Origin of the sequence: Aeromonas sp. HMWF014 (assembly GCF_963878295.1) — a bacterium.
Taxonomy (GTDB): domain Bacteria; phylum Pseudomonadota; class Gammaproteobacteria; order Enterobacterales; family Aeromonadaceae; genus Aeromonas; species Aeromonas popoffii.
Map to the genome: position 1 here is coordinate 1 of NZ_CAWNYS010000355.1, position 23,189 is coordinate 23,189.

At 57.5% G+C, this 23,189-nt stretch carries 18 protein-coding genes and 1 pseudogene; 11 read left to right on the forward strand and 8 right to left on the reverse strand.

Annotated elements, in window-relative coordinates; all coding sequences use genetic code 11:
* Positions 1-73 precede the first annotated feature (73 nt).
* The 8 genes from AAC083_RS14690 to ccoN form a co-directional block, all read right to left on the reverse strand.
* Positions 74-760 (reverse strand): sulfite exporter TauE/SafE family protein, encoded by a 687-nt coding sequence (locus tag AAC083_RS14690; RefSeq protein ID WP_108536989.1) that lies wholly within the window; start codon positions 758-760, stop codon positions 74-76.
* Positions 744-932 (reverse strand): cbb3-type cytochrome oxidase assembly protein CcoS, encoded by a 189-nt coding sequence (gene ccoS, locus AAC083_RS14695; protein ID WP_042037815.1) that lies wholly within the window; start codon positions 930-932, stop codon positions 744-746. The genes AAC083_RS14690 and ccoS overlap by 17 nt, the downstream gene beginning before the upstream one ends.
* 123 nt (positions 933-1,055) lie before the next feature.
* A complete protein-coding gene (locus AAC083_RS14700; RefSeq protein WP_108537000.1) occupies positions 1,056-3,452 on the reverse strand; it encodes a heavy metal translocating P-type ATPase in 2,397 nt (798 codons plus the stop codon).
* A gap of 93 nt (positions 3,453-3,545) precedes the next feature.
* The gene (locus tag AAC083_RS14705) at positions 3,546-4,034 is read right to left on the reverse strand and encodes a FixH family protein (RefSeq protein ID WP_108536990.1); all 489 of its coding nucleotides are present in this window, start codon (positions 4,032-4,034) and stop codon (positions 3,546-3,548) included.
* Positions 4,035-4,163: 129 nt separating this feature from the next.
* Positions 4,164-5,141: a cytochrome-c oxidase, cbb3-type subunit III gene (gene ccoP / locus AAC083_RS14710; protein ID WP_042037811.1), complete on the reverse strand. Its 978-nt coding sequence runs from the start codon at positions 5,139-5,141 to the stop codon at positions 4,164-4,166.
* Positions 5,141-5,320 (reverse strand): CcoQ/FixQ family Cbb3-type cytochrome c oxidase assembly chaperone, encoded by a 180-nt coding sequence (locus AAC083_RS14715; RefSeq protein ID WP_005315611.1) that lies wholly within the window; start codon positions 5,318-5,320, stop codon positions 5,141-5,143. The genes ccoP and AAC083_RS14715 overlap by 1 nt, the downstream gene beginning before the upstream one ends.
* A gap of 12 nt (positions 5,321-5,332) precedes the next feature.
* Positions 5,333-5,947 carry a cytochrome-c oxidase, cbb3-type subunit II gene (ccoO, locus tag AAC083_RS14720; RefSeq protein ID WP_042037809.1) on the reverse strand — a complete coding sequence of 205 codons (615 nt, stop codon included), beginning with the start codon at positions 5,945-5,947 and terminating at the stop codon, positions 5,333-5,335.
* A 16-nt stretch (positions 5,948-5,963) separates the two neighbouring features.
* The gene (ccoN, locus tag AAC083_RS14725) at positions 5,964-7,388 is read right to left on the reverse strand and encodes a cytochrome-c oxidase, cbb3-type subunit I (protein ID WP_042037808.1); all 1,425 of its coding nucleotides are present in this window, start codon (positions 7,386-7,388) and stop codon (positions 5,964-5,966) included.
* Between the two features lie 282 nt (positions 7,389-7,670).
* On the opposite strand from ccoN, the gene AAC083_RS14730 reads away from it, so the two are divergent.
* The 11 genes and pseudogenes from AAC083_RS14730 to rlmL all read left to right on the forward strand — a co-directional run.
* Positions 7,671-8,129, forward strand: a complete 459-nt coding sequence (locus AAC083_RS14730) for a hypothetical protein (RefSeq protein ID WP_108536991.1) — start codon at positions 7,671-7,673, stop codon at positions 8,127-8,129.
* 110 nt (positions 8,130-8,239) lie between these two features.
* A complete protein-coding gene (locus AAC083_RS14735) occupies positions 8,240-8,698 on the forward strand; it encodes a GAF domain-containing protein (protein WP_042037805.1) in 459 nt (152 codons plus the stop codon).
* Between the two features lie 101 nt (positions 8,699-8,799).
* A complete protein-coding gene (proQ, locus tag AAC083_RS14740; RefSeq protein ID WP_042037804.1) occupies positions 8,800-9,432 on the forward strand; it encodes an RNA chaperone ProQ in 633 nt (210 codons plus the stop codon).
* Positions 9,433-9,440: 8 nt separating this feature from the next.
* Positions 9,441-11,456, forward strand: coding sequence for a carboxy terminal-processing peptidase (gene prc / locus AAC083_RS14745; RefSeq protein WP_108536992.1), 2,016 nt, complete (start codon positions 9,441-9,443; stop codon positions 11,454-11,456).
* A gap of 137 nt (positions 11,457-11,593) precedes the next feature.
* Positions 11,594-14,218 (forward strand): aminopeptidase N, encoded by a 2,625-nt coding sequence (pepN, locus tag AAC083_RS14750; RefSeq protein WP_108536993.1) that lies wholly within the window; start codon positions 11,594-11,596, stop codon positions 14,216-14,218.
* 119 nt (positions 14,219-14,337) lie between these two features.
* Positions 14,338-14,559: a DUF2835 family protein gene (locus AAC083_RS14755; protein WP_042037798.1), complete on the forward strand. Its 222-nt coding sequence runs from the start codon at positions 14,338-14,340 to the stop codon at positions 14,557-14,559.
* A gap of 278 nt (positions 14,560-14,837) precedes the next feature.
* Positions 14,838-19,679, forward strand: coding sequence for an NAD-glutamate dehydrogenase (locus tag AAC083_RS14760; RefSeq protein WP_108536994.1), 4,842 nt, complete (start codon positions 14,838-14,840; stop codon positions 19,677-19,679).
* A gap of 46 nt (positions 19,680-19,725) precedes the next feature.
* Positions 19,726-20,736: a quinone-dependent dihydroorotate dehydrogenase gene (gene pyrD, locus AAC083_RS14765; protein WP_108536995.1), complete on the forward strand. Its 1,011-nt coding sequence runs from the start codon at positions 19,726-19,728 to the stop codon at positions 20,734-20,736.
* A gap of 87 nt (positions 20,737-20,823) precedes the next feature.
* Positions 20,824-21,360 (forward strand): cell division protein ZapC, encoded by a 537-nt coding sequence (locus tag AAC083_RS14770; RefSeq protein WP_108536996.1) that lies wholly within the window; start codon positions 20,824-20,826, stop codon positions 21,358-21,360.
* 262 nt (positions 21,361-21,622) lie between these two features.
* A complete protein-coding gene (locus AAC083_RS14775; RefSeq protein WP_108536997.1) occupies positions 21,623-22,126 on the forward strand; it encodes a hypothetical protein in 504 nt (167 codons plus the stop codon).
* Positions 22,127-22,856: 730 nt separating this feature from the next.
* Positions 22,857-23,189: pseudogene (gene rlmL / locus AAC083_RS23170) on the forward strand (bifunctional 23S rRNA (guanine(2069)-N(7))-methyltransferase RlmK/23S rRNA (guanine(2445)-N(2))-methyltransferase RlmL); the annotation flags it as partial.

Below are 23,189 nucleotides of genomic sequence, written 5' to 3' on the forward strand. Positions count from 1 at the left end.
ATCATAGGCTCATACGAATAATTGATTTATATCAAACAAGTTTACCATCAACTCATCCGTTTTGGATAGGGTTTCAAAAGGACGCAATCCCTATCCAGAGCGTATGAAGCCCATACGCGATGAGCAAAACTGCGCCGCCCTGGCGCAAACTGCGCAGTGTCAGCCAGTAGCGCAGGCGGTCTGCCAGCCCCCCCAGTGCAAACAGTGTCGGAAGGGTCCCTATACCGAAACTGAGCATGATGAGTGCACCGCTACCGGCGGAACCCGCCGCCGCACTCCAGGTCAGCATGGAGTAGACCAGGCCACAGGGCAGCCAGCCCCACACCATACCAAAGGGAAAGGCCTGCCAGGCCGAGGTGAAGGGGAGAAACTTGCCCGCCAGCGGTTTGATGCGAGGCCAGAGTCGTGCGCCGATGCGCTCAAGCAGCAATATGCCCTGCCACCAGCCGGCGAGGTAGAGACCGAGCGCTATCATCAAGAGCGCGGCCACCAGCCGCAAGCTGGCGATAGCGTGCTTGCCTGCACCCAGTTCGCTGGTCGTGGCCAGCAGGCCTCCCACCAGAGCTCCGGCTAACACATAGCTGAGGATCCGGCCCAGGTTGTAGTTGAGCAGGTAACCGAGCCGGCCCCAGAAGTGCTGCTGCTCGGGGGGGATGGCCATGGAGAGCGCGGCCGAGACGCCGCCACACATGCCGATGCAGTGGCCTGAACCCGCCAGCCCCACCAGCAGGGCCCCGATAAGATCAAGGCTGGCGGTCATCGGATGTATGCTCGCTGGTTTTCTGGGCGGGGCAGTCTTCATCGAACAGGATATTGGAGCCCTGGCGGTCGAGATCTTCAAACTGCTCGGAGCGAATGGCCCAGAAGAAGAGGGCGCCGGCGATGATGACAAACAGGATGGCGATGGGGATCAGGACGAAGATGATGTTCATGGTACAAGCCTTGCGATGAGAGTGGTCATGATATATCCGTTGGTGGCCTGAGACCCGGCGAGCCCGGCAAACGCGGGCTCCTTTTTATCGTGCGTTTATCGTGCGTATGCATGCGCCCATGGCTCAGCGATTGAGCCGCATGGAGTTGGTGACCACGATGAGGGAGCTCAGAGACATGCCCGCCGCCGCCACATAGGGTGGCAACCAGCCGCTGGCCGCGAGCGGCAGCACCAGCAGGTTGTAGCCGATGGACCAGGCGAAGTTCTCCTGGATGATCTTGCGGGTGCGAATGGCCAGGGTGCGCGCTGCCAGCAGGCGGGAGAGATCGTCGGCCAGCAGTATGGCATCGGCGCTGTTCTTGGCCAGATCCGTGCCGCCCGCCATGGCGAAGGAGGCGTGGGCACCGGCCAGCACGGGGGCATCGTTGATGCCATCCCCCACCATGATGTTGATATCGCCGCGGGCCTCATGTTCCTTGAGATAGGCCAGCTTGCCATCGGGTGACACCCCTTTGACCAGCTCGTCGACACCCAGCTCGCGGGCCACCTCGTCGGCCTGGGCCGAGCTGTCACCCGTGAGTATGGTGGTCTGCAGACCGGCGGCCTTGAAAGCCTGGATCAGCGCCCTGGCATCCGGGCGCAATGTATCTGCCAGGATGAAACGGGCCAGCAGCCTGGATTCATCGGCCAGATAGATGGCAAGGCCCTGGCTGGCCGTCTGCCCGGCGGGCAGGGACAGCCAGCGTGCGCTGCCGATACGGTAATGTTGGCCTGCGATCTTGCCCTGAATGCCGTGACCTATGACGGGCGTCACCTCACTTGCCGCCAGCAACACGGCTTCGTCCGCCGCCTTGCTGCGAAAGGCGCGAGCGATGGGATGTTCTGAGTAGGCTTCCAGCGCGCGGGCGATAGAGAGGCACTGGGCCTCGCTCAGCTCGGCCAGCGCCGTGGTGCTGATCAGGCTGATGTTGCCTGTGGTCAGGGTGCCTGTTTTGTCCATCACGATCCGGTTAGCCTTGGTCAGCACGTCCAGCACATGGCCACGGCGCAGCAGAATGCCGTTGCGGGTCAGATTGGCGGTGGCCGAAGTGAGCGCGGTCGGCGTAGCCAGCGACAGGGCGCAGGGGCAGGTGGCAACCAGCACGGCCAGGGTGACCCAGAAGGCCTGCTCCGGCTGATGGAAGTGCCAGAAGGTCCAGACCGCCGCCGCAATGATCAGCAGCACTAGAATAAAGTGGCGCGACAGCTGATCCGCCATCTGTGCGATGGCCGGTTTGTCATCGAGGGCATGATCCTGCAGTCGCATGATCTGGGCGATGCGCGACTCTTCGATACGGTGGCTGACCCGGATCTGGAGCGGTGCATCCGTGTTGATGGTACCGGCATAAACGTTGTCACCCACCTGTTTGAGCCGCGGCAACTGTTCACCGGTCAGCATGGATTCATTAAGGCTGGCCTGTCCCTCGACGATGAGACCATCGGCCGGCAGGGTGGCGCCGGCCAGTACCCGTATCCTGTCTCCCACCTGCAGCATCTTGGCTGCCACCTCATGCTCGCCATCTTCATCGATGCGCGTGGCCATGATGGGTACCAGCCGCGCCAGGTTGGAGCTGGACTCGGACGCCTTGCGCCGGGCCCGTAACTCCAGAAAACGTCCCAGCAGCAAGAAGAAGACGAACATGGTGATGGAGTCGAAATAGACCTCGCCGGTGTTGAAGACGGTGGCCCACATGGAGGCGACGAAGGCGCCAATCAGTGCCAGCGATACCGACACGTCCATGGAGAGGTGGCCCTGTTTCAGGCTGCGCCAAGCCCCCACGTAAAATGGCTGGGCCGAATAGATCATGATGGGGGTTGAGAGCAAGAGGCTGATCCACTTGAAGTAGACCATGAACTCATCCTCGACGCTGATGAAGAGATCCATGTAGAGCGCCACGGCGCACATCATCACCTGCATTGACCCTAAGCCCGCCAGTGCCAGCCGGAACATGTAGCTGCGCACTTCTTTGGCGTAGAGCGCTTCTTGGGTGTGGGTCTGGAATGGGTAGGCACGATAGCCTATCTTGGCGAACCCCTTGAGGATGTCGCTCAAGGCAAGCCTGTCCGGATCCCACTTGATGCGCGCACGGTGGGTGGTGGTATTGACGTTGATGTAATGCAGGCCGGCAAGGCCTGTCAGATGACGCTCGATGAGCCAGGCGCAGGCGGCGCAAGTTAGCCCTTCCACGCTGAGCAGGATCTCGCGCATCCTGTGGCTGCCCGTGCCGCTGTCGGTGACGAAATCCTGCTGTACCTCGGTCAGATCGTAGTGGGTGAGGGCAGCCAGCTCTTGCGGGACTAGTTCACCCTTGATACCGGGCGCTGTGCGGTGCTCGTAATAGCTGGAGAGGCCACACTCCATGATGGTTTCTGCCACCGCCTGACAGCCGGGACAGCACATGGGTTGGACTATGCCCTTGATCTCGAGTCCATAGCGACTGCCGGCGGGAACCGGCTCACCGCAATGGAAACAAGCGTTGATGGCGTCTTGCCCCGGGAGGCAAGGTGAGCGATCGAGGCATGGGGCGTGCTGGCGGGAAGCTGCGTCGCCAGGGTGAAAACCGCCAGTCATGGCTTAACGTCCTTTGGGATCGAGTTCTACGGGCGCCTTGGTCGGGAGCTGGACTGTCTCTTGCAGACGCCATTCGTGATTGAGGGCATCGACCCGGATATGCCATTTCCCATTCAATGGTTTATCGAGCTGCAGGCGATAGACGCCGCTGGCGTCAGCCGTCACCATGTGCTCGCTGTCCATGCCGGCCAGGGTCGGATGGAACAGGGAAAGGTAGAGGGCCTGACCGGGGGCAATCTCTCCCGAGAGGGGTTTGAGGGTCAGCTCCTTGTCATTCACTTCCAGCGCGATGTGAATGTTGAGGGCTTCGGAGCGACGGAACTTGCTCAGGTCCTGATTAATCTCTTTGCCTTGCTTGTAATAGTCTTCGGCGACCAGGTTGACGCCATCCTTGCTGGCGATGATGCCAGTGCTGATGCTGGCGATCACGGCGGCGGCCGGGAGGGTGATGATGAACCAGGGCCAAAATTGGCGATACCAGGGTTGGGACATAGTGAGTGCTACCGAAACGTATGATTAACAGAATGGAGGCTTTCCAGCCAACATAAGATAACAAAAAGCCTCGAAGAGTCGAGGCTTTTTGCTGAGTAATCACGTGCTTATCACATGTTACTGCTTATTTTACATGTTGTTGTGGGACAAACTATAAACGTAGGAGGCGAGCAGGTGCACCTTGTCTTCACCCAGAATATCCCTCCAGGCTGGCATGACGCCGTGACGACCGTGGGTGATGGTCTGCTCGACCACCTGACGGGAACCGCCATACAGCCAGATGTTGTTGGTCAGATCCGGTGCCCCGACGGCGATACCGCCCTTGGCATCGGCCCCGTGGCAGGCTGCGCAGATAGCAAAGCGGGCTTCACCTTTCTTCGCTTCCACCAGATCGACCTTGCGACCGGAGAGGCTCAACACATAGGAGGCCACTTCCTGAACGCCATCCTTGCCGAGGATTTCACCCCAGGCCGCCATCACACCATGACGACCGTCCATGATGGTGGTCTTGATCTGATCCGGTTGACCACCCCATTGCCATTCGCTGTCGGTCAGGTTCGGGAAACCGCGACCGCCGCGGGCATCGGAACCGTGGCACTGGGAGCAGTTCTGCAGGAACAGACGCTGACCCACCTTGCGGGCTTCTGGATCGGCGGCGATCTCTTCAATGGCGCGATAGGTCTTGCCATCGGCCTGATAGGCCAGCTCTCGGAACTTGGCGCCGTAGATCTCGTCAGCCTTGAGCAGTTCGCGGTCAAACTCCACCGCCCGACCTTCAGCCTTGGCGGAGGCCGCCGCAGCCTTGGACTCGGCCAGCGAGCGAACATCCTGGTTGGAGCTCTGCCAGGCCAGCAGACCCTTCCAGTTACCCAGCCCCGGGAAGGCCAGCAGATAGAGCAGACCGGTGACGATGAAGAAGAAGAACATGTAGGTCCACCACTTCGGCAGCGGGTTGTTCATCTCTTCGATACCGTCGAAGGAGTGTCCCATGGACTTGCCCTCCTCCACGCCCATTTTGTCGCGCAAGCACCACACCAGTAGCAAGAAGCAGCCAAGTATGGTCCCCAGGCTGAGGACGGTCACAAAAATGCTAAACAAAGTGCTCATTATTGTTTCGCTCCTGCGTTCTTGTTATCAGCACCGGGTTGCTCGTCGTCGGCAAACACCAAGTTGGCAGCCTCGTCGAAAGAGGCCTTGCGGCGCTTGCTGTATGCCCAGACGATGATGCCGATCATGATGGCCATCAACAGCAGGGTATAAAGGCCGCGAAATGTGCCGTAATCCATATCCTGACTCCTTTATTTCAGGGCATGACCCAGTGATTGCAGATAGGCTACCAGCGCATCCAGTTCGGTTTTGCCCTTAACGGCTTCAGCTGCACCCTGGATGTCAGCGTCGCTGTAAGGCACGCCGAAGTGATCCCGGAACAGCGCCAGTTTCTTCCCGGTCAGTTCACCGGTCAGGACATTGGTGTCGAGCCAGGGGAAGGACGGCATGTTGGACTCGGGTACCACATCGCGCGGGTTGATCAGGTGAGCGCGGTGCCAGTCGTCTGAATAGCGACCGCCCACACGGGCCAGATCAGGGCCGGTACGCTTGGAGCCCCAAAGGAAGGGGTGCTCCCACACGCTTTCACCCGCGACCGAGTAGTGGCCGTAACGCTCAATTTCGGCGCGAAGCGGACGGATCATCTGGCTGTGACAAACGGAGCAGCCTTCGCGGATAAAGATATCGCGGCCTTCCATCTGCAGGGCAGAGTAGGGCAGGAGGCCCTCTACCGGCTCAGTGGTCTGCTTTTGGAAGAACAGGGGGGTGATTTCGACCAGGCCCCCCAGGCTGATGGCAAATATGATGCCGACCACCAGCATGGGGACGCTCTTTTCAAAGATCTCGTGACGGTTTTTGTTGCTCATGCGTTGACCTCTTCAATCATGCTGGCTGTGCGACAGGTTCCAGGGAACCCTTGGGCGCAGTGATGGTGCGATAGGCGTTGTAGGCCATCAGCAACATACCGGTGACAAAGAAGCAGCCACCCAAGAAGCGCACGAAGTAGAAGGGATAAGAGGCCTGCAGCGATTCCACGAAGCTGTAGGTCAGGGTGCCGTCGTCGTTGACCGCACGCCACATCAGACCCTGCATCACGCCGGAAATCCACATGGATACGATGTAGAGCACTGTGCCCACAGTGGCCAGCCAGAAGTGCACGTTGATCAAGCGGATGCTGTACATGCGACCCTGATCGAACAGGTTCGGGATCAGGTGATACACGGCGCCGATGGATACCATGGCAACCCAACCCAGTGCGCCTGAGTGGACGTGACCTACGGTCCAGTCGGTGTAGTGGGAGAGGGCGTTGACCGTCTTGATCGCCATCATGGGGCCTTCGAAGGTGGACATGCCGTAGAACGACAGGGACACGACCAGGAAGCGCAGAATGGGGTCATAACGCAGTTTGTGCCAGGCGCCAGAGAGGGTCATGATGCCGTTGATCATGCCACCCCAGGAGGGGACGAACAGGATCAGGGACATAACCATGCCCAGCGACTGGGCCCAGTCAGGCAGCGCGGTATAGTGCAGGTGGTGCGGACCGGCCCATATATAGAGGGAGATCAGCGCCCAGAAGTGCACGATGGAGAGGCGGTAGGAGTAAACCGGACGACCCGCCTGCTTGGGCACGAAGTAGTACATCATCCCGAGGAAGCCGGCGGTCAGCAGGAAGCCTACCGCGTTGTGCCCATACCACCACTGCACCATGGCATCCATGACACCGGAATACATGGAGTAGGACTTCATGCCGGAAAGCGGCACTGCCATGCTATTGACGATGTGGAGCACGGCCACCGTGATGATGAAGGCGCCAAAGAACCAGTTCGCCACATAGATGTGGGAGGTGGTACGTTTGACCAGAGTGCCGAAGAAAACGACGGCGTAGGCGACCCAGACGATGGCGATGGCGATATCGATCGGCCATTCCAGCTCTGCGTACTCCTTGGAGGTGGTGTATCCCAGCGGCAGCGAAATGGCGGCAGACAGGATGATTGCCTGCCAGCCCCAGAAAACGAAGGTCGCCAGGGGGCCACAAAACAGTCTGGTTTGACAGGTGCGTTGCACCACGTAAAACGAGGTGGCCATCAGTGCGCTGACGCCGAAGGCGAAGATCACTGCGTTGGTATGGAGGGGCCGCAGACGACTGTAAGTCAGCCACGGGGTCTCGAAGTTGAGGGCAGGCCAGATCAACTGGGCTGCGATCAGTACGCCAACCGACATGCCGACAATTCCCCAGACAATCGTCATGACGGTGAACTGGCGAACAACGGTGTAGTTGTACTCAGGATGGTTAGTTATATGGCTCATCGTTGTATTCCGCTTCCGATGCTGCTGTTGTTTGATTTTTTGTCCAGTGACATGGACCGACATCATTGGCTACTGCCAACCTTCCGTTAACAACTGTTAATAAAAGGAAAAGCAAAAAGTAGCTAAATGAAAATTCGTTGGGAATGATACTGAAGTGACAGGTAAAATAACAGTATAAACAGTGATATATTTGGCTCCGACTGGTCTCGCCTGCTCAATTATTTACCTTGCGCGAGATCACGAAAATGTCATTTTTAAGGCATCTTAAAAGGTTGTTTTTTCATGAAAGAGAGACTCACTTCACGCAAAATTGCCCACTTGGCGATCGTTCTGGCGATTTTGCTCGGATTGGTTGCTTATCGAACCTGGTTTGGCGGGGGGCAGACGGCGGTGGCAGGGGCAGAAAAAGATCAGATTTGTGATCTGTCCCACACCTCCTGCAGCCTGTTGGTGGGCGACAAACCGATGACCGTCAGCGTCGCCTCCTTGCCGGTGCAGGCCGAACATGACTTCGTGATACTGCTTCAGGGGGGGGATCCCGCCTTGAAACCGGTGAAAGCCTGGCTGGAGGGACGAGACATGTTCATGGGCACTATACCGGTCAGTTTCATGCCTGCAGATCGCGGCTGGCAGGGGGCGACCCTGGTGGGTTCCTGCACCTCGGCAGTGATGGTCTGGCTGCTCAATATCGAGTGGAACAATGGCCAGCGCCAGCAGTTGGCACTCTCGGTCAGTCGTTGAATGGCTGCCTTTATGAAGAAAAGGAGAGGGGGAAAGGTGAAAATAGATTTGAAATTTTCAGGCAGGGCGTTACCTTGCACAGATTATCAGGGAGTGAAGTTCATTTAATCATGATTGAAAAACAACCGTTTTATCGCACCCTCAACCAGCAGGCCAAGGCGTTGCTGGAGGGGGAAACCGATCTGATTGCCAATCTGGCCAACCTGTCCGCGCTGCTTAATCAGGAGCTGGCCGAGATCAACTGGGTGGGTTTCTACCTGTTGCAGGGAGATACCCTGGTGCTCGGTCCGTTCCAGGGCAAACCGGCCTGCGTACGTATTCCGGTCGGCCGTGGGGTATGCGGCACTGCGGTTGCTGAGGGGCAAACCCAGCTCATTGACGATGTGCATCAATTTGAAGGGCATATCGCTTGCGATGGCGCCAGCAACTCGGAAATCGTGATCCCGGTGCGCCGTGGTGGCGAGATCATTGGCGTGCTGGATATCGATAGCCCAATTTTCAACCGTTTTGACGCAGAAGACCGGATTGGGCTGGAAGAAACGGTGCAAATTTTGGAAAGCATGCTCTAAGTCATTGCTTGATGGTTCGCAAAAGGCCCCAAGCTCTCTATAATGGGGCCTTTGTTGTGCTCGGGCGTGCCCGCGCGTTTATATGAAAGCCAAGGTTATACATGGAAAACACTGAGAAGCTGAAGAACAGTAAAGAGATCGTTGCCTACCTGGTCGAGAAATTCCCGGCCTGCTTCATCGCTGAAGGAGAGGCCAAGCCACTCAAGATTGGCATCTTCCAGGATTTGGCCGAGCGTCTTGCTGACGACGCCAGAGTATCCAAGACCATGCTGCGCTCTGCACTGCGTCAATACACCTCCAGCTGGCGTTACCTGCATGGCCTTAAGGCTGGCCAGGCCCGTGTTGATCTGGACGGAAATCCGGGTGAACTGCTCACCGAAGAGCACATCGAGCATGCCAAGCAAGCCCTGAAAGAGAGCAAAGAGCGCGTCTTTGCCAGCCGTCGTACCAATACTAAAGAAGAGAAGGCCAAGCAGCCCCGTCGTCCTGCCCCGCGCAAGGCTGATGCTGTCGCCAAATCTGACAAGCCCAAAGCCGCACCCAAGGCCCCCGTTGCCGATGCGCCGCTGGTGAAGGTCGATGCTGCTAATCTGAAAGTGGATCAAGGCGTCAGGGTCGTGCTGGGCAAGTCTCCTGTACCGGCGACCATCAAGGAAGTGACCAAGGATGACGTTCAGGTCCAACTGCAGACCGGCATGATGCTGCGGGTCAAATTTGAGCATCTGGTTCTCTAAGGAGACAAATGTTGAAGCATGGCGTAATTCGTTTTTCCCTCGTTGCCTGTAGCCTGGCGCTTGCCGGGCTTGCACAGGCCATCGAGCCGGTGCTCAAGGAAAGTGATTTGCCTGTGTTGGCTCAAGAGAGCCAACATGCTACGGCTAGCAAGCGAATTGCCAATCTGTTTACCCGCTCGCATTACAAGCAGTTCAAGCTGGACGATACCTTTTCCTCCGTGATTTACGACAAGTATCTGGAGAATCTGGACTACAGCAGAAACCTGTTTTTGGCCTCTGATATCAGCCGCTTTGAAAAGTACCGTAACGGTTTTGACACCGACTTCGAAAGAGGACGGCTGGCACCTGCCTACGAGATGTTCAATCTGAGTCAGCAGCGGCGTTATGAGCGGTTCGAATACGCCCTCAAACTGCTCGATACTCCTTTCGATTTTACCCAGCCCGACAATTACATCTTTGATCGGGAAGGGGTGGCTTGGCCCAAAGACGAAGCAGAACTCAACGAGTTGTGGCGTCAGCGGGTCAAGTTCGATGCCCTGAGCCTCAAGCTCAGTGGCAAGGAGTGGCCCGAGATCAAGGAGTTGCTTGGCAAGCGTTACAACAATGCCATCAAGCGGATGTCCCAGACCGAGAGCGAGGACGTGTTCCAGCTATTCATGAACTCCTTCGCCCGCGCCATCGAGCCGCACACCAGTTATCTCTCCCCGCGCAATGCCGATCGCTTCAACACCGAGATGAACCTCTCGCTGGAAGGCATAGGTGCCGTGTTGCAGGCGGATGATGATTTCACAGTGATTCGCTCTCTGGTACCGGGTGGCCCGGCCGCCAAGTCCAATCACCTCAAGCCCGATGACAAGATAACCGGGGTAGGGCAGGACGATGGCAAGATTGTCGATGTGATCGGCTGGCGTCTCGATGACGTGGTCGAACTCATCAAGGGGCCAAAAGGCAGCAAGGTGAAGCTGGAGATCCAGCGCGGTAAAGGCGCGACCGTCAAGACCGAGCAGATCGAGCTGACCCGCGACAAGGTGCGCCTGGAAGACAGAGCCGCCAAGTCCAAGGTGATTAACGCCGAAGGCAAGAAGATTGGCGTCATCGAGATCCCGAGTTTCTACGTCAATCTGCACGACGACGTGATCAAGGAACTCTCCAGCCTGAACAAGCAGAATATCGATGGTCTGATCATCGATCTGCGCGGTAACGGCGGTGGTGCGCTGACCGAAGCCTCTGCCCTGAGCGGTCTCTTCTTCGCCAGCGGTCCCGTGGTGCAAATTCGTGATCACATGGGCCGCATCACGGTCAATGGCGATGACGATGGCAACGTCTACTACGGCGGCCCCATGTCGGTGATGATTGACCGCTACAGCGCCTCGGCCTCCGAGATTTTCGCTGCTGCCATGCAGGATTATGGCCGCGCCCTGATCTTGGGTGAAAACTCGTTCGGCAAGGGCACAGTGCAGCAGCATCGCAGCCTCGCCAAGGTCTATGACTTCTACGAGCAGCCACTGGGTCACGTGCAGTACACCATCGCCAAGTTTTACCGGATCGACGGTGGCAGCACCCAGAACAAGGGCGTGGCACCTGACATCCGCTTCCCCACAGCGGTCGCCCCGGAAGAGACGGGCGAGAGCCGTGAGTTCAACGCGCTGCCGTGGGACAAAATAGCCTCGGCCAGCTACGAGAAGCTCGGTAATTTCGCCAGTGTGTTGCCCAAGCTTCAGTCGGCGCACGATGCCCGGATCACCAAGGATCCCGAGTTTGCCTATGTGATGCAGGACATCGCCGACTACAAGGAGGAGAAGGACAAGAAGTCGGTCTCCCTCAACGAGGCGGAACGTCTGGCTGATCAGGCCAAACAGGACGAGAAGGCCCTGACGCGCACCAATGAGCGCCTGGCTCGCCTTGGCAAGCCTGCGGTGAAGAGCCTTGACGAGTTGCCGGCGGATTTTGAAGCCCCCGACGAGTATCTTGTTGAGGCTGCCAATATCACCGCGGATCTGGCCAGACTCAGCAAGCAGGGCTGACGTTGGTTTGTGAAAAAGCATATATACAAGGGCGACTCAGGTCGCCCTTTCTTTTGGCTGAATGCAAACTATTTGACCCTGCCAACCGGTTGTGACAGCCTCTGACACGTCAATTACAAGCGTGGAAGCAAACAATAATGACCGATCACTCCCAGGCCATGACGGCCAAATATCGCCAGGATTATCAGGCTCCGCTCTACTGGATCGACAGCATAGATCTCGATTTTCAACTGCAGGAGCCGCTGACCCAGGTCACCGCCATCTCCCGTCTGCGTCGCAACGGGGAACACAATGTGCCGCTGGTGTTGGATGGGGAGGGACTCTCCCTGCACAGTGTCAGTGTGGATGGCGTGCCTTATCAAGAGTATGAGAAGGGTGAGAGCAGCCTGACACTGTTCAACCTGCCGGCCGAATGCGTGCTGACAGTCGTTACCCTGCTGGATCCTGCCGCCAACACTGCCCTGGAAGGACTTTACAAGTCTGGCGATGCCTACTGCACCCAGTGTGAGGCCGAAGGATTCCGCCGGATCACCTATTACCTGGACAGGCCCGACATCCTGGCGCGCTACAGCACCCGCATCACTGCCGACAAGGCCAAATATCCCTTCCTGCTCTCCAATGGCAACAAGGTCGACAGCGGTGAGCTCGATGGCGGCCGCCATTTCGTGCAGTGGCAGGATCCCTTCCCCAAACCGAGCTACCTGTTTGCGCTGGTGGCCGGTGATTTCGATGTAGAGCGTAGCCACTACACCACCAAAAGCGGCCGCAAGGTCGCCCTCGAGATCTTCGTCGACAAGGGCAATCTGGACCGCGCCGGTTTTGCCATGGAGAGCCTTATCCACTCCATGCGCTGGGACGAACAGCGCTTCGGCCTCGAATATGATCTCGACATCTACATGATCGTGGCGGTGGACTTTTTCAACATGGGCGCCATGGAGAACAAGGGACTCAACATCTTCAACTCCAGGTTCGTGCTGGCCAATCCGGCTACCGCTACCGACGTCGACTACCACGGTATCGAGCGGGTGATCGGCCACGAATACTTTCACAACTGGACTGGCAACCGCGTTACCTGTCGTGACTGGTTCCAGCTCAGCCTCAAAGAGGGGCTGACCGTGTTCCGGGATCAGGAGTTTTCCTCCGATCTGGGTTCACGCGGGGTCAACCGCATCAACAATGTGCGTACCGTGCGTGGTCCGCAGTTTGCCGAGGACGCCGGTCCCATGGCACACCCCATCCGCCCGGATGTGGTGATAGAGATGAACAACTTCTACACCCTGACCGTCTACGAGAAGGGCTCGGAAGTGATCCGCATGCTGCACACCTTGCTGGGGGAAGCCAACTTCCAAGCCGGGATGAAGCTCTACTTCGAGCGCCACGATGGCCAGGCGGTCACCTGCGATGATTTCGTGCAGGCGATGGAGGATGCTTCCGGTGTGGATCTCGGCCGTTTCCGCCGCTGGTACAGCCAGTCCGGCACGCCGGAGCTGACCGTCACTGACGAGTACGATGCCGCCAGCGGCGTTTATCGCCTCCATGTGAGCCAGCACACCCCGCCGACTCAGGAGCAGCCGCAAAAACTGCCGTTGCACATCCCGCTGGACATCGAACTCTATGACGAACAAGGTGCCGTCATTGCGCTGCAATATCAGGGCAAGGCCATCGGTAACGTGCTCGACGTGCTGGACGAGGAGCAGACCTTCGTGTTCGATCAGGTGCCGGTCAAGCCGGTTCCTTCCCTGCTGCGGGACTTCTCCGCGCCGGTCAAGCTGCACTACGACTACAGCGATGAAGCGCTCGCCTTTCTGATGCGCTTTGCCCGCAACGAGTTTGCCCGCTGGGATGCAGCCCAGATGCTGATCAACAAGGCGGTCATCGGCGGGGTAGCGCGGGTCCAGCACGGGCAGGGGGTTGAGCTCTCCCAGACCCTGCTGGCTGCCTTTGTCGCCATTTTGGACGATGACGAGCTGGACCCGGCTCTCAAGGCGGAGATCCTGGCGCTGCCGGGGGAGGCTACCCTGGCCGAGCTGTTCGAGGTGGCCGATATCGATGCCATCCATCAGGTGCGGGATACCATTCACACCTCGCTGGCGCAGGCGTTCGGTGCCAGGCTGACGGCCACTTACCAGCGCCTGCGTTTGACCGGTTATCAGGTGGTGCACGCCGATATGGCCAAACGGGCCCTCAAAGGAGTGGTGCTCGGTTATCTGGCGGCACTGAATACCGGGCATGCCGATGCGTTGGTGCGCGAGCAGTATGCGGATGCCGACAACATGACGGATACCCTGGCGGCGCTGCAGGTGGCCAACGGCTATCTGCTGCCATGTCGGGCTGCCTTGCTGGCGGACTTCGAGGGCAAGTGGGCCAGGGATGGACTGGTACTGGACAACTGGCTGCGGCTGGTGGGCAGCAAACCTGCCGCCGACGTGCTGGTCGAGGTGCGCCAGGCGATGGCCCACCCCACCTTCAGCATTCGCAACCCGAACCGGCTGCGTGCGCTGATCGGCAGCTTTGCCATGAACAACCAGGTGCAGTTCCACGCCGTCGACGGCAGTGGTTACCGCTTCCTGACCGACCTGCTGATCGAGCTCAACGAAGTCAATCCTCAGGTGGCGTCTCGTCTCATCACCCCGCTCATCCAGTTCAAACGACTGGATGAGGCACGCAAGGCGCTGATCCGCGCAGAGCTACTCCGGCTGTTCAACCTGGACGGGCTGGCACGGGATCTGTTCGAGAAGATAAGCAAGGCGTTGCAGCAGTAATCGAGTGGTACAGGGCAGGGGAGCCGGCTCTCCTGCCCTGTTTGTCGCGCAGGATGTCAAGGCACCGGCGCGATCGCTCTGTGGTGGCCGTCCATAGGTGTTTTTTATCAGGAGTCACAGTGAAGCAGTTTACTTTCCGGCTGTCGCTCAACAGCGATGAGATCATGCTGATGTATCAGGGCCATGCCAGACGGCTGGTGGTGCGTACCGAGCAGGGCCTGACCATAGAGTTGGCCTTGGAAAAAATCCGGCCATTCGTCGCTATCAATGGTGTATACGGCTATTTTCGGCTGAACACCCAGGATGATTATCGCTTTATCAGCCTGGAACGCATAAATTAACAAAATCTGAACAGGATCCCGAGTAATTATCTGCTTTCAATCACTATCTATCTGGTAAATCCGTGATCATCCAGTGGGATTTTCTGTTTTTTGCCAAATTGGCAAAATTTTTCACAGCTCAAGCCGTGATCTGCCCCTTGTTTTTAACATCTCCTTATCACCTTTTCTCGCCTTCCTTGATCCAAGACATTACACTGCGCAGCAACTCTGTACCGGTGGGCATCCAGGGTGGATGTCTTTCCGTCGGTGGTTAATGTCGTCCGATAAGGAATATAGCAATGGCATTGAAAGACGCCCCTACCTCAGTTCTGCTCGAAAACGTTCTCAGCCTGATCCATCAGAAGTTGCCCAAGAAGAGTGCCTCCCTGGTCGAGTGCTTCGTTGCCAAGTTCTACGGCAACATGGCCAGTACCGATCTGCATGATCGCAATGACAGCGATCTCTACGGCGCCGCGCTCAGCCTGTGGAATGCGCTCAACCAGCGTGCCAGCACGGAGCCCTACATCCGGGTCTACAATCCCGAGCTGACCCGCCACGGCTGGCAGTCTCCCCACACCATCGTCGAGATCATACTGCAGGACTCCCCCTTCCTGGTGGACTCCATCCGCATGACCCTCAAGCGTCTCAACATCACGGCCCACATGATGTTGCACCAGCCGCTGCACCTGATCCGTGGTGCGGATGGCAAGATCAGCGCCATTCTGGATCTCGACAACACGGCAGGGCAGACATCGGTCGAAACCGCCTTCCTTATCGAGATCGATCACTTGACCAGTGACGATCAGATGGAGGCGCTGGCCACCGAGCTCAACTCGGTTGCCGGTGAAGTGGCCCTGGCGGTCGGCGACTGGCAGCCCATGCTGGGTCGCCTGAACGAGATCATTGACGAGCTGCCCAAGCGCAAGAACCCGGTCAGCAAGGAGGATGTCGCCTCCTGTGTTGCCTTCCTCAAGTGGGTGGCCGCCCACAACTTCACCCTGATGGGCTATCGCCGCTACGACGTCAAGGCGGTGGAAGGGGATCACGAGATCCTGCCGTTGTCGGACTCCAGCCTGGGACTGATGAAGAATTCCATCAAGGATGAGCGGCAGCGCCTTGGCAACATGCCGGCCAGTGCCCGTCATGCGGCCCTGAGCTCTGATTTGCTGATCCTCACCAAGTCCAACAGCAAGTCCCGGGTTCACCGTCCGGCCTATGTGGATTACATCGGCATCAAGCGTTTTGACGAGCACGGCAAGGTAGTGGGGGAGGATCGCTTCATCGGTCTCTATGCCTCTTCCATCTACAACACCAGTGCGACCCAGATCCCGCTCATCAGCCACCGGCTGGCGCGCATCATGGCCTCGTCCGGTCATGAGAAGGGCTCTCACGCCTACAAGGCCCTGCTCAACGTGCTGGAAACCTATCCCCGCGATGAGCTGATCCAGGCGCGCGAAGAGGAGTTGCTGGCCACCGGTCTCGGCGTGCTGGAGATGCAGGAGCGGGACATGCTGCGGCTGTTCGTGCGCCGCGACCTCTACGGTCGTTTCTTCTCCTGCATGGTCTATGTCACCAAGGAGCGCTACAACACGGCGCTGCGGGTCAAGACCCAGCAGATCCTGCAGAAGTATTTCGGCAGCAGCGAAGAGGTGGAGTTCAACGTCTACTTCTCTGAAGGCGTGCTGGCGCGGACCCATTACATAGTACGGGTCAACAATAACAACGTGGATGTGGACGTGAACGAAGTACAGAACAACCTGATTGAAGCGGCCCGCAGCTGGGACGACCGACTCGACTCCGTGCTGCTGACCCATTATGGCGAGGCCCGTGGCAATGCCCTGCGTCGTCGTTTCAGCACTGCCTTCCCCCGTGCCTACAAGGAAGATGTATTGCCGGGCTCCGCCGTGGCCGACATCATTGAGCTGGACAATCTCAGTGAAACCCATTCCCTTGGCATGCTGTTCTACCGTGCCCAGGAGGAAGAGAACGATCGCCGGGTCCGCCTTAAGCTGTTCCACCGCACCGAACCTATTCACCTCTCCGATGTGCTCCCCATGCTGGAAAACATGGGGCTGCGGGTAATTGGCGAGACCCCGTATCAGGTCCGTACCCCTGCTGGGGATGTGTTCTGGATCCTCGATTTCTCCATGCTGCTACGTGGCGATCAGCCGTTTGATCTGGAACAGAGCCAACAGCGCTTCCAGCAGGCATTCGCGGCCGTCTGGAGCCGGGAGTTGGAAGATGACGGTTTCAACCGTCTGGTCCTGGGCGCCAACCTCACCGGCCGTCAGGTTTCGGTATTGCGTGCCTACGCCAAGTACATGCGCCAGACCGGTGTCTCCTTCAGTCAGTCTTACATCGAAGAGACGCTCACCCGTTATCCTGACATCGCCCAGCTGCTGTTCACCCTGTTCGAGCAGCGCCTCGACCCGGCTGGCAAACAGGATGCCAAGGTACAGGCCAAGCTCCACGAGCAGCTGGCCGCCAAGCTGGATCAGGTAGCGAACCTGGATGACGATCGCATCATCCGCCGCTATGTGGAGATGATCGACGCCACCCTGCGTACCAACTACTACCAGCTGGACAAGGACGGTCAGGTCAAGCCGTACGTCTCCTTCAAGCTGGCGCCCTCCAGCATCACCGACATGCCGCTGCCGCTGCCGAAATTCGAGATCTTCGTCTATTCACCTCGGGTGGAAGGGGTGCATCTGCGCTGGGGCAAGGTGGCCCGTGGTGGTTTGCGCTGGTCCGATCGCAAGGAAGATTTCCGTACCGAGGTGCTGGGTCTGGTCAAGGCGCAGCAGGTGAAGAACACAGTGATAGTGCCGGTCGGTGCCAAGGGCGGCTTCTATTGCAAACAGATGCCGGTGGGGGCGGCCCGCGCCGTCATCCAGGAGGAGGGCAAGGCCTGCTATCGCCTGTTCATCCGTGGTCTGCTCGATGTGACCGACAACATCATCCAGGGGGAGGTGATCCCGCCAACATCCGTGGTACGCCACGACGAGGATGACTACTACCTGGTGGTGGCGGCCGACAAGGGCACTGCTACCTTCTCCGACATCGCCAACCAGATAAGCCAGGAATATGGTCATTGGCTCGGCGATGCGTTCGCCTCCGGCGGCTCGGTCGGTTATGACCACAAGAAGATGGGTATCACGGCGCGTGGTGCTTGGGAGTCGGTCAAGCGCCACTTCCGTGAGATCGGCATCAACTGCCAGACCACCGATTTCACCTGCGTGGGCATCGGCGACATGGCGGGGGACGTGTTTGGCAACGGCATGTTGCTCTCCGAGCACACCCAGCTGGTGGGCGCCTTCAACCACATGCACATTTTCATCGACCCGACGCCCCATGCGGCCAAGGGCTTTGTCGAGCGCAAACGGCTGTTCGAGCTGCCGGGTTCCAGCTGGGATGACTATAACCGCGACCTCATTTCGGCAGGGGGCGGCATCTTCCTGCGCTCGGCCAAGTCCATCAAGCTGAGCCCGCAGATCCAGACCCTGCTCGGTACCGACAAGGCCAGCATGGCGCCGAACGAGCTGATCAAGGCGCTGCTCTGCCTGAATGTGGACCTGCTCTGGAACGGGGGCATCGGCACCTATGTGAAGAGTTCTCGCGAGAGCGATGCCGAAGTGGGGGATCGCAGCAACGACGTGCTGCGGGTCAATGGTCGTGATCTGCGTGCTCACATAGTCGGTGAGGGTGGCAACCTGGGCTTTACCCAGCTCGGCCGTGTGGAATACGCCAGCCAGGGCGGTCGCATCAACACCGATTTTACCGACAACGTGGGCGGGGTGGATTGCTCCGACAACGAGGTCAACATCAAGATCCTGCTCAACCAGCTGGTGGCCGCTGGCGATCTGACCCTCAAGCAGCGTAACCAGATGCTCTATGAGATGACCGACGACGTGGCGCAGATTGTCATCACCAACGCCTACCGCCAGTCCCAGTCCATCTCGGTCACCAGTTTCCGGGGTACCGAGCAGCTCAAGGAGCAGCAACGCTTTATCCAGGGGCTGGAGCGCGAAGGCAAGCTGGATCGGGGGCTGGAGTTCCTGCCCTCTGATGAGGAGCTGTCCGAGCGGATGGCGGCAGGGCAGGGCTTGACCCGTCCCGAGCTGGCGGTGCTGGTGGCTTACGGCAAGATGGTGCTCAAGGAGCAGCTCAACTGCCCGGAGGTCACCGAGGAGCCCTTCCTGGCCAACATGCTGGTCACCAGCTTCCCGACCAAGCTGCAGCAGCAGTTCGGTGCCCAGCTGGCCCAGCATCCGCTGCGGGGCGAGATCATTGCGACCCGGGTGGCCAACATGCTGGTCAATTACATGGGGCTCAACTTCGCCAGCCGGATGAAGGACGAGACAGGCGCCTCGGTGGCCGAAGTGGCCTGCTGCTTCGCCATGGCCCGCGAGGTGTTTGGCCTGGGGGCCCTGTGGCGTGACATCGAAGGGTGCGACAACCAGGTAGATGCCCAGATCCAGCTCGAACTGATGTTCTACAGCCGCCGCATCGTGCGCCGCGCCACCCGCTGGTTCCTGCGTGCCCGCAATCGCAGCTGGAGCATCGCTGAGAACATCGCGTTCTTCCGCCCGGCGTTCGAGACCCTGGCGACCCACCTCTACGAGGTGATGGACGAGAGCGAGGTCGCCGAGCACCAGCAGGCAGTCGCTGCGCTGGTGGCCAAGCAGGTGCCGGATGCCATCGCCCGTCAGGTGGCCCATATGAGCAGCCTCTTCTCCAGCCTGGATTTGGCACAGATTGCCGCGGAGCACAAGACCGACATATTGCGCGCCGCCAACGTCTACTATCGCCTCGGTGCCAAGCTCGATCTGCACTGGTTCCTCGAGCAGATCAACCATCAGCCGGTGGGCAACCACTGGCAGGCGATGGCACGGGCCTCCTTCCGTGAAGATCTGGACTGGCAGCAACGCAGTCTCACATCTGTGGTACTGGAAGGGTGCAAAGATCAGGGAGAATGCGCTACCATACTGGCCGACTGGATTTCGGAGCATGAGCAACTCTTGTCCCGTTGGACCCATATGTTGGCCGACTTCAAGACCACGAGCACCCACGAGTTCGCCAAGTTCTCGGTGGCCTTGCGAGAGTTGAACCTGCTCCAGTTGAATTGCCGAACCTCGGCATAACCCCTAAAGCCCCGGCCAGTTGCCGGGGCTTTTTTAAGGAGCAAAAATGTTGTACCCCCTCGCCAGGCATTTCTTGTTCAAGCTCAATCCTGAACAGGCACACGATCTCTCCATCAAATATTTGCCCCGCCTTCTCGGTACGCCACTGGATTGTTTCTTCCGCCATTCACTGCCCAAACGCCCCGTCACTGTCATGGGGCTTTATTTTGCCAATCCGCTCGGACTGGCTGCGGGTCTGGATAAGGACGGGGAGTGTATCGATGCATTTGGTGCCATGGGGTTTGGCTTTATTGAAGTAGGTACAGTGACCCCCAAGCCCCAGAGTGGCAATGACAAACCTCGTCTGTTCCGGGTTATTCCGGCAGAGGGGATCATCAACCGGATGGGATTCAACAACAAGGGTGTTGACCATCTGGTCGCCCAGGTCAAGAAAGCCCAATATCAGGGTGTCATCGGCATCAATATCGGCAAGAACAAGGACACTCCGATAGAGCAGGGCAAAGACGACTATCTGATCTGCATGGACAAGGTTTATGATCATGCTGGCTATATTGCCGTCAATATTTCTTCCCCCAATACCCCGGGTCTGCGCCAGCTGCAATACGGCGATGCACTCGATGAGTTGCTGGCCGCGCTCAAGGTTCGTCAGCAGGAGCTGGCTGCCCAATATAAGAAGTACGTGCCGCTTGCCGTTAAAATTGCACCGGACTTGAGTTTGGATGAAATTAATCAGGTGGCCGCGTCCTTGATCAAAAACGGGATCGATGGCGTGATTGCCACCAATACTACCCTGGAGCGGGAGATGATCTATGACATGCCCCACGCCGGTGAAGCGGGTGGCCTCAGTGGGCGTCCGTTGCAGCACAGGAGCACAGAGGTGATCCGTCAGCTGGCCAAGGCACTGGACGGCGCACTGCCCATCATAGGGGTGGGGGGCATAGACAGCGCCATGGCAGCGCGTGAGAAGCTGGCAGCGGGTGCCAGTTTGGTCCAGATCTACAGCGGCTTTATTTATAAAGGCCCGAGTCTGGTCAAAGAGATTGTGACCCATATTTAAGAAATAAATGGGTGCCCTTTATTTAAAGTTGCTGAAATTCTCGACATGGAATAAAGTCGAGTAACGACTTTCAGTAAGGGCGCCCCCATGTGTATCCAACCCAATGACAATTGGCAGTGGCATTATGATGCTCATCATGATCGTCTGATGCTGGATTTATCCGATCGCATGATATTCGCTACCGAATATAAAGGGCGCCAGCTTGTACCCTGTTCCTTCACTACCCAGCCTTTTTGCGTGGACGATGCTGCCCTCTATTATCAGTTGATGGACAAGGCTGTCGAACTTGACTGGAGTACCCCCCATCAGGTCCAGTTGGTACTCAATGCCATCGCTGTCAGTCGCTTTTATAAACCCATGATGCCGCAAAGCTGGTTCTTTGGTGAAGTGCATCCCTTTATTATTCCTGAGACCGGAGCCTTGGTGTGTATGAACACCCCTCATGGCAAGGGGGAATTCATGGTGATCGAGGCGGGTGAACAGGCCAGTGTCTGTCTGAATCTGACGGATGATCTGATGTTGACCGCCAGCAAGATCCTGCCCCGCTTCGGGGTGATCAAGGTCATGAACAACCGCATGATCGCCAGAGTACCGGCTCAGCCACAATACCGTCAGGTGGGCTGATGTTTCGCTCTTGTCTTCTGTAGGAGGGTGTAAAATAACCTGATGTCATCCTGACTCAGGGTATTTCTCTTCATTATGAATGCAACATGACAATTCCTGCCTGGTCACACTGATATTTTTTCTCGTTCACCGCTATTAACCTTGCAAATGTGAGCTGTGCCACTTGAGGCTCACCTGTAAACGCCGTAGTCTCGAAATTGTGCTGTGTAATAGATGTGTATCCGGTTGATACGTGTCAGCAACATGATCAGGGAAACGACTCATGACAATAAACAAGTATCTACTAACCAGTAGTCTATTATTTTTGCCTTTCACAGTCTCTGCGACAGAAGATCTGTCGGTCCTCATCTATGGAGCATCAATCCACAGTGATTGCCAAGCGGCCAAAGGACCGCACGGAAAAACCTGTGACTTCAACAATATCAACCCGGGCCTCGGGGTAGATTGGGTTTTTCTGGGGGATAGCGATACCGGCAAACTCTCATTGCGCGGTGGCGGCTATGAGGACTCTTACGAAAAATTTGCGGTCTATGCAGGCTTTATGTATCGCAAGGAGTGGTATCTCACCGAGAGCTTCTTCGCCGGTCTGGGACTGCAGGCTGGTTATCTTGATGGCTCAGGCATCAATGGCTTTGCGGTATTGCCGGTTGTCAGCCTGGGGTATAAAAATCTGGCTCTGGAAATCGGGTATGCCCCCAAGCTGGATAATGTGCCCGGCAGAAAACACGTGGCGGTGACATCATTCGGCCTGCGCTGGGCAATTTGATGCCATGTTTCTGGCTATAAAAGACCCGCGAGATGCGGGTTTCTTATATTTGGCTTATGGCCAGGTTAGTTTGAATAGAACACGAATGATAAGTATCCAGTGACATCATCCAAAGCAAGCGAGTTTTTTCAATCCAGATGTCGGCTATGGCCAACAGCATTATTTTCATACTCTAATGCAGCTAACAAAAATGCCCTCGCATCAAAAAGATGAGAGGGCTGAAAAACACTCTACAGGAGGGATAAGCTGTTATTCCAGCCACCAAACTAGTCTAAGGCTTATGGTGGTGCCTGAAACCTGATAGATATGACAGTCTGGCAGTGTAACAAATGGGGGAAGCGGACAGTAAAAAAATAGCCCTCCTGTATACGGACGATAACGGGAGGGCAAAACACGGGGTAACGAAAGTACATGCTTTGTCGCAAGGACAATAACTCAGGGAGCCTTGTTTGGCGCCTGTCAAATATGGCAGTCATGATGTGTTTATATTCGCTGCGTCACGGATGTCGATGATATGTGCCTGCTGGCAAGAGTGTTGTTGCTCGACGCAGGTTGCCGCGAGTGTACGGCGATCCCCTGTCGCCCCATCAGCTGACCTCGCTCAAGGCATCATCGGATGCCTGGCATGGCTGACCTGGTATCAAGGGATGGCAGAATGGGTGGGGATAAACGCCCTGTTTCTGGCGTCATCACCAAGCTTTTGCTGCTCCGGATCGGCTCTTAAGGTATAATGCGGCACTATTTTTATGGGTTCCCCGTGAGCGTGATGAAAGAATTTTTTGCAACCTGCCCCAAGGGGCTGGAAAACCTGTTGGCCGACGAGCTGACCACCCTGGGCGCAGAGCAGGTCCGTGAGACCGTGGCTGGCGTCCACTTTAAAGGCGAACTGGCGATTGGCTACAAGGCCTGCCTGTGGAGCCGTTTTGCCTCCCGTATCGTGCTGGTGCTGTCCGAATTCCAGATGAACGACGATCTGGATCTCTATCTGGGCGCCCACACCATCCCCTGGGAAGAGCATTTCTCCGGTACCTCCACCATAGCGGTGGACTTTACCGGTACCAAC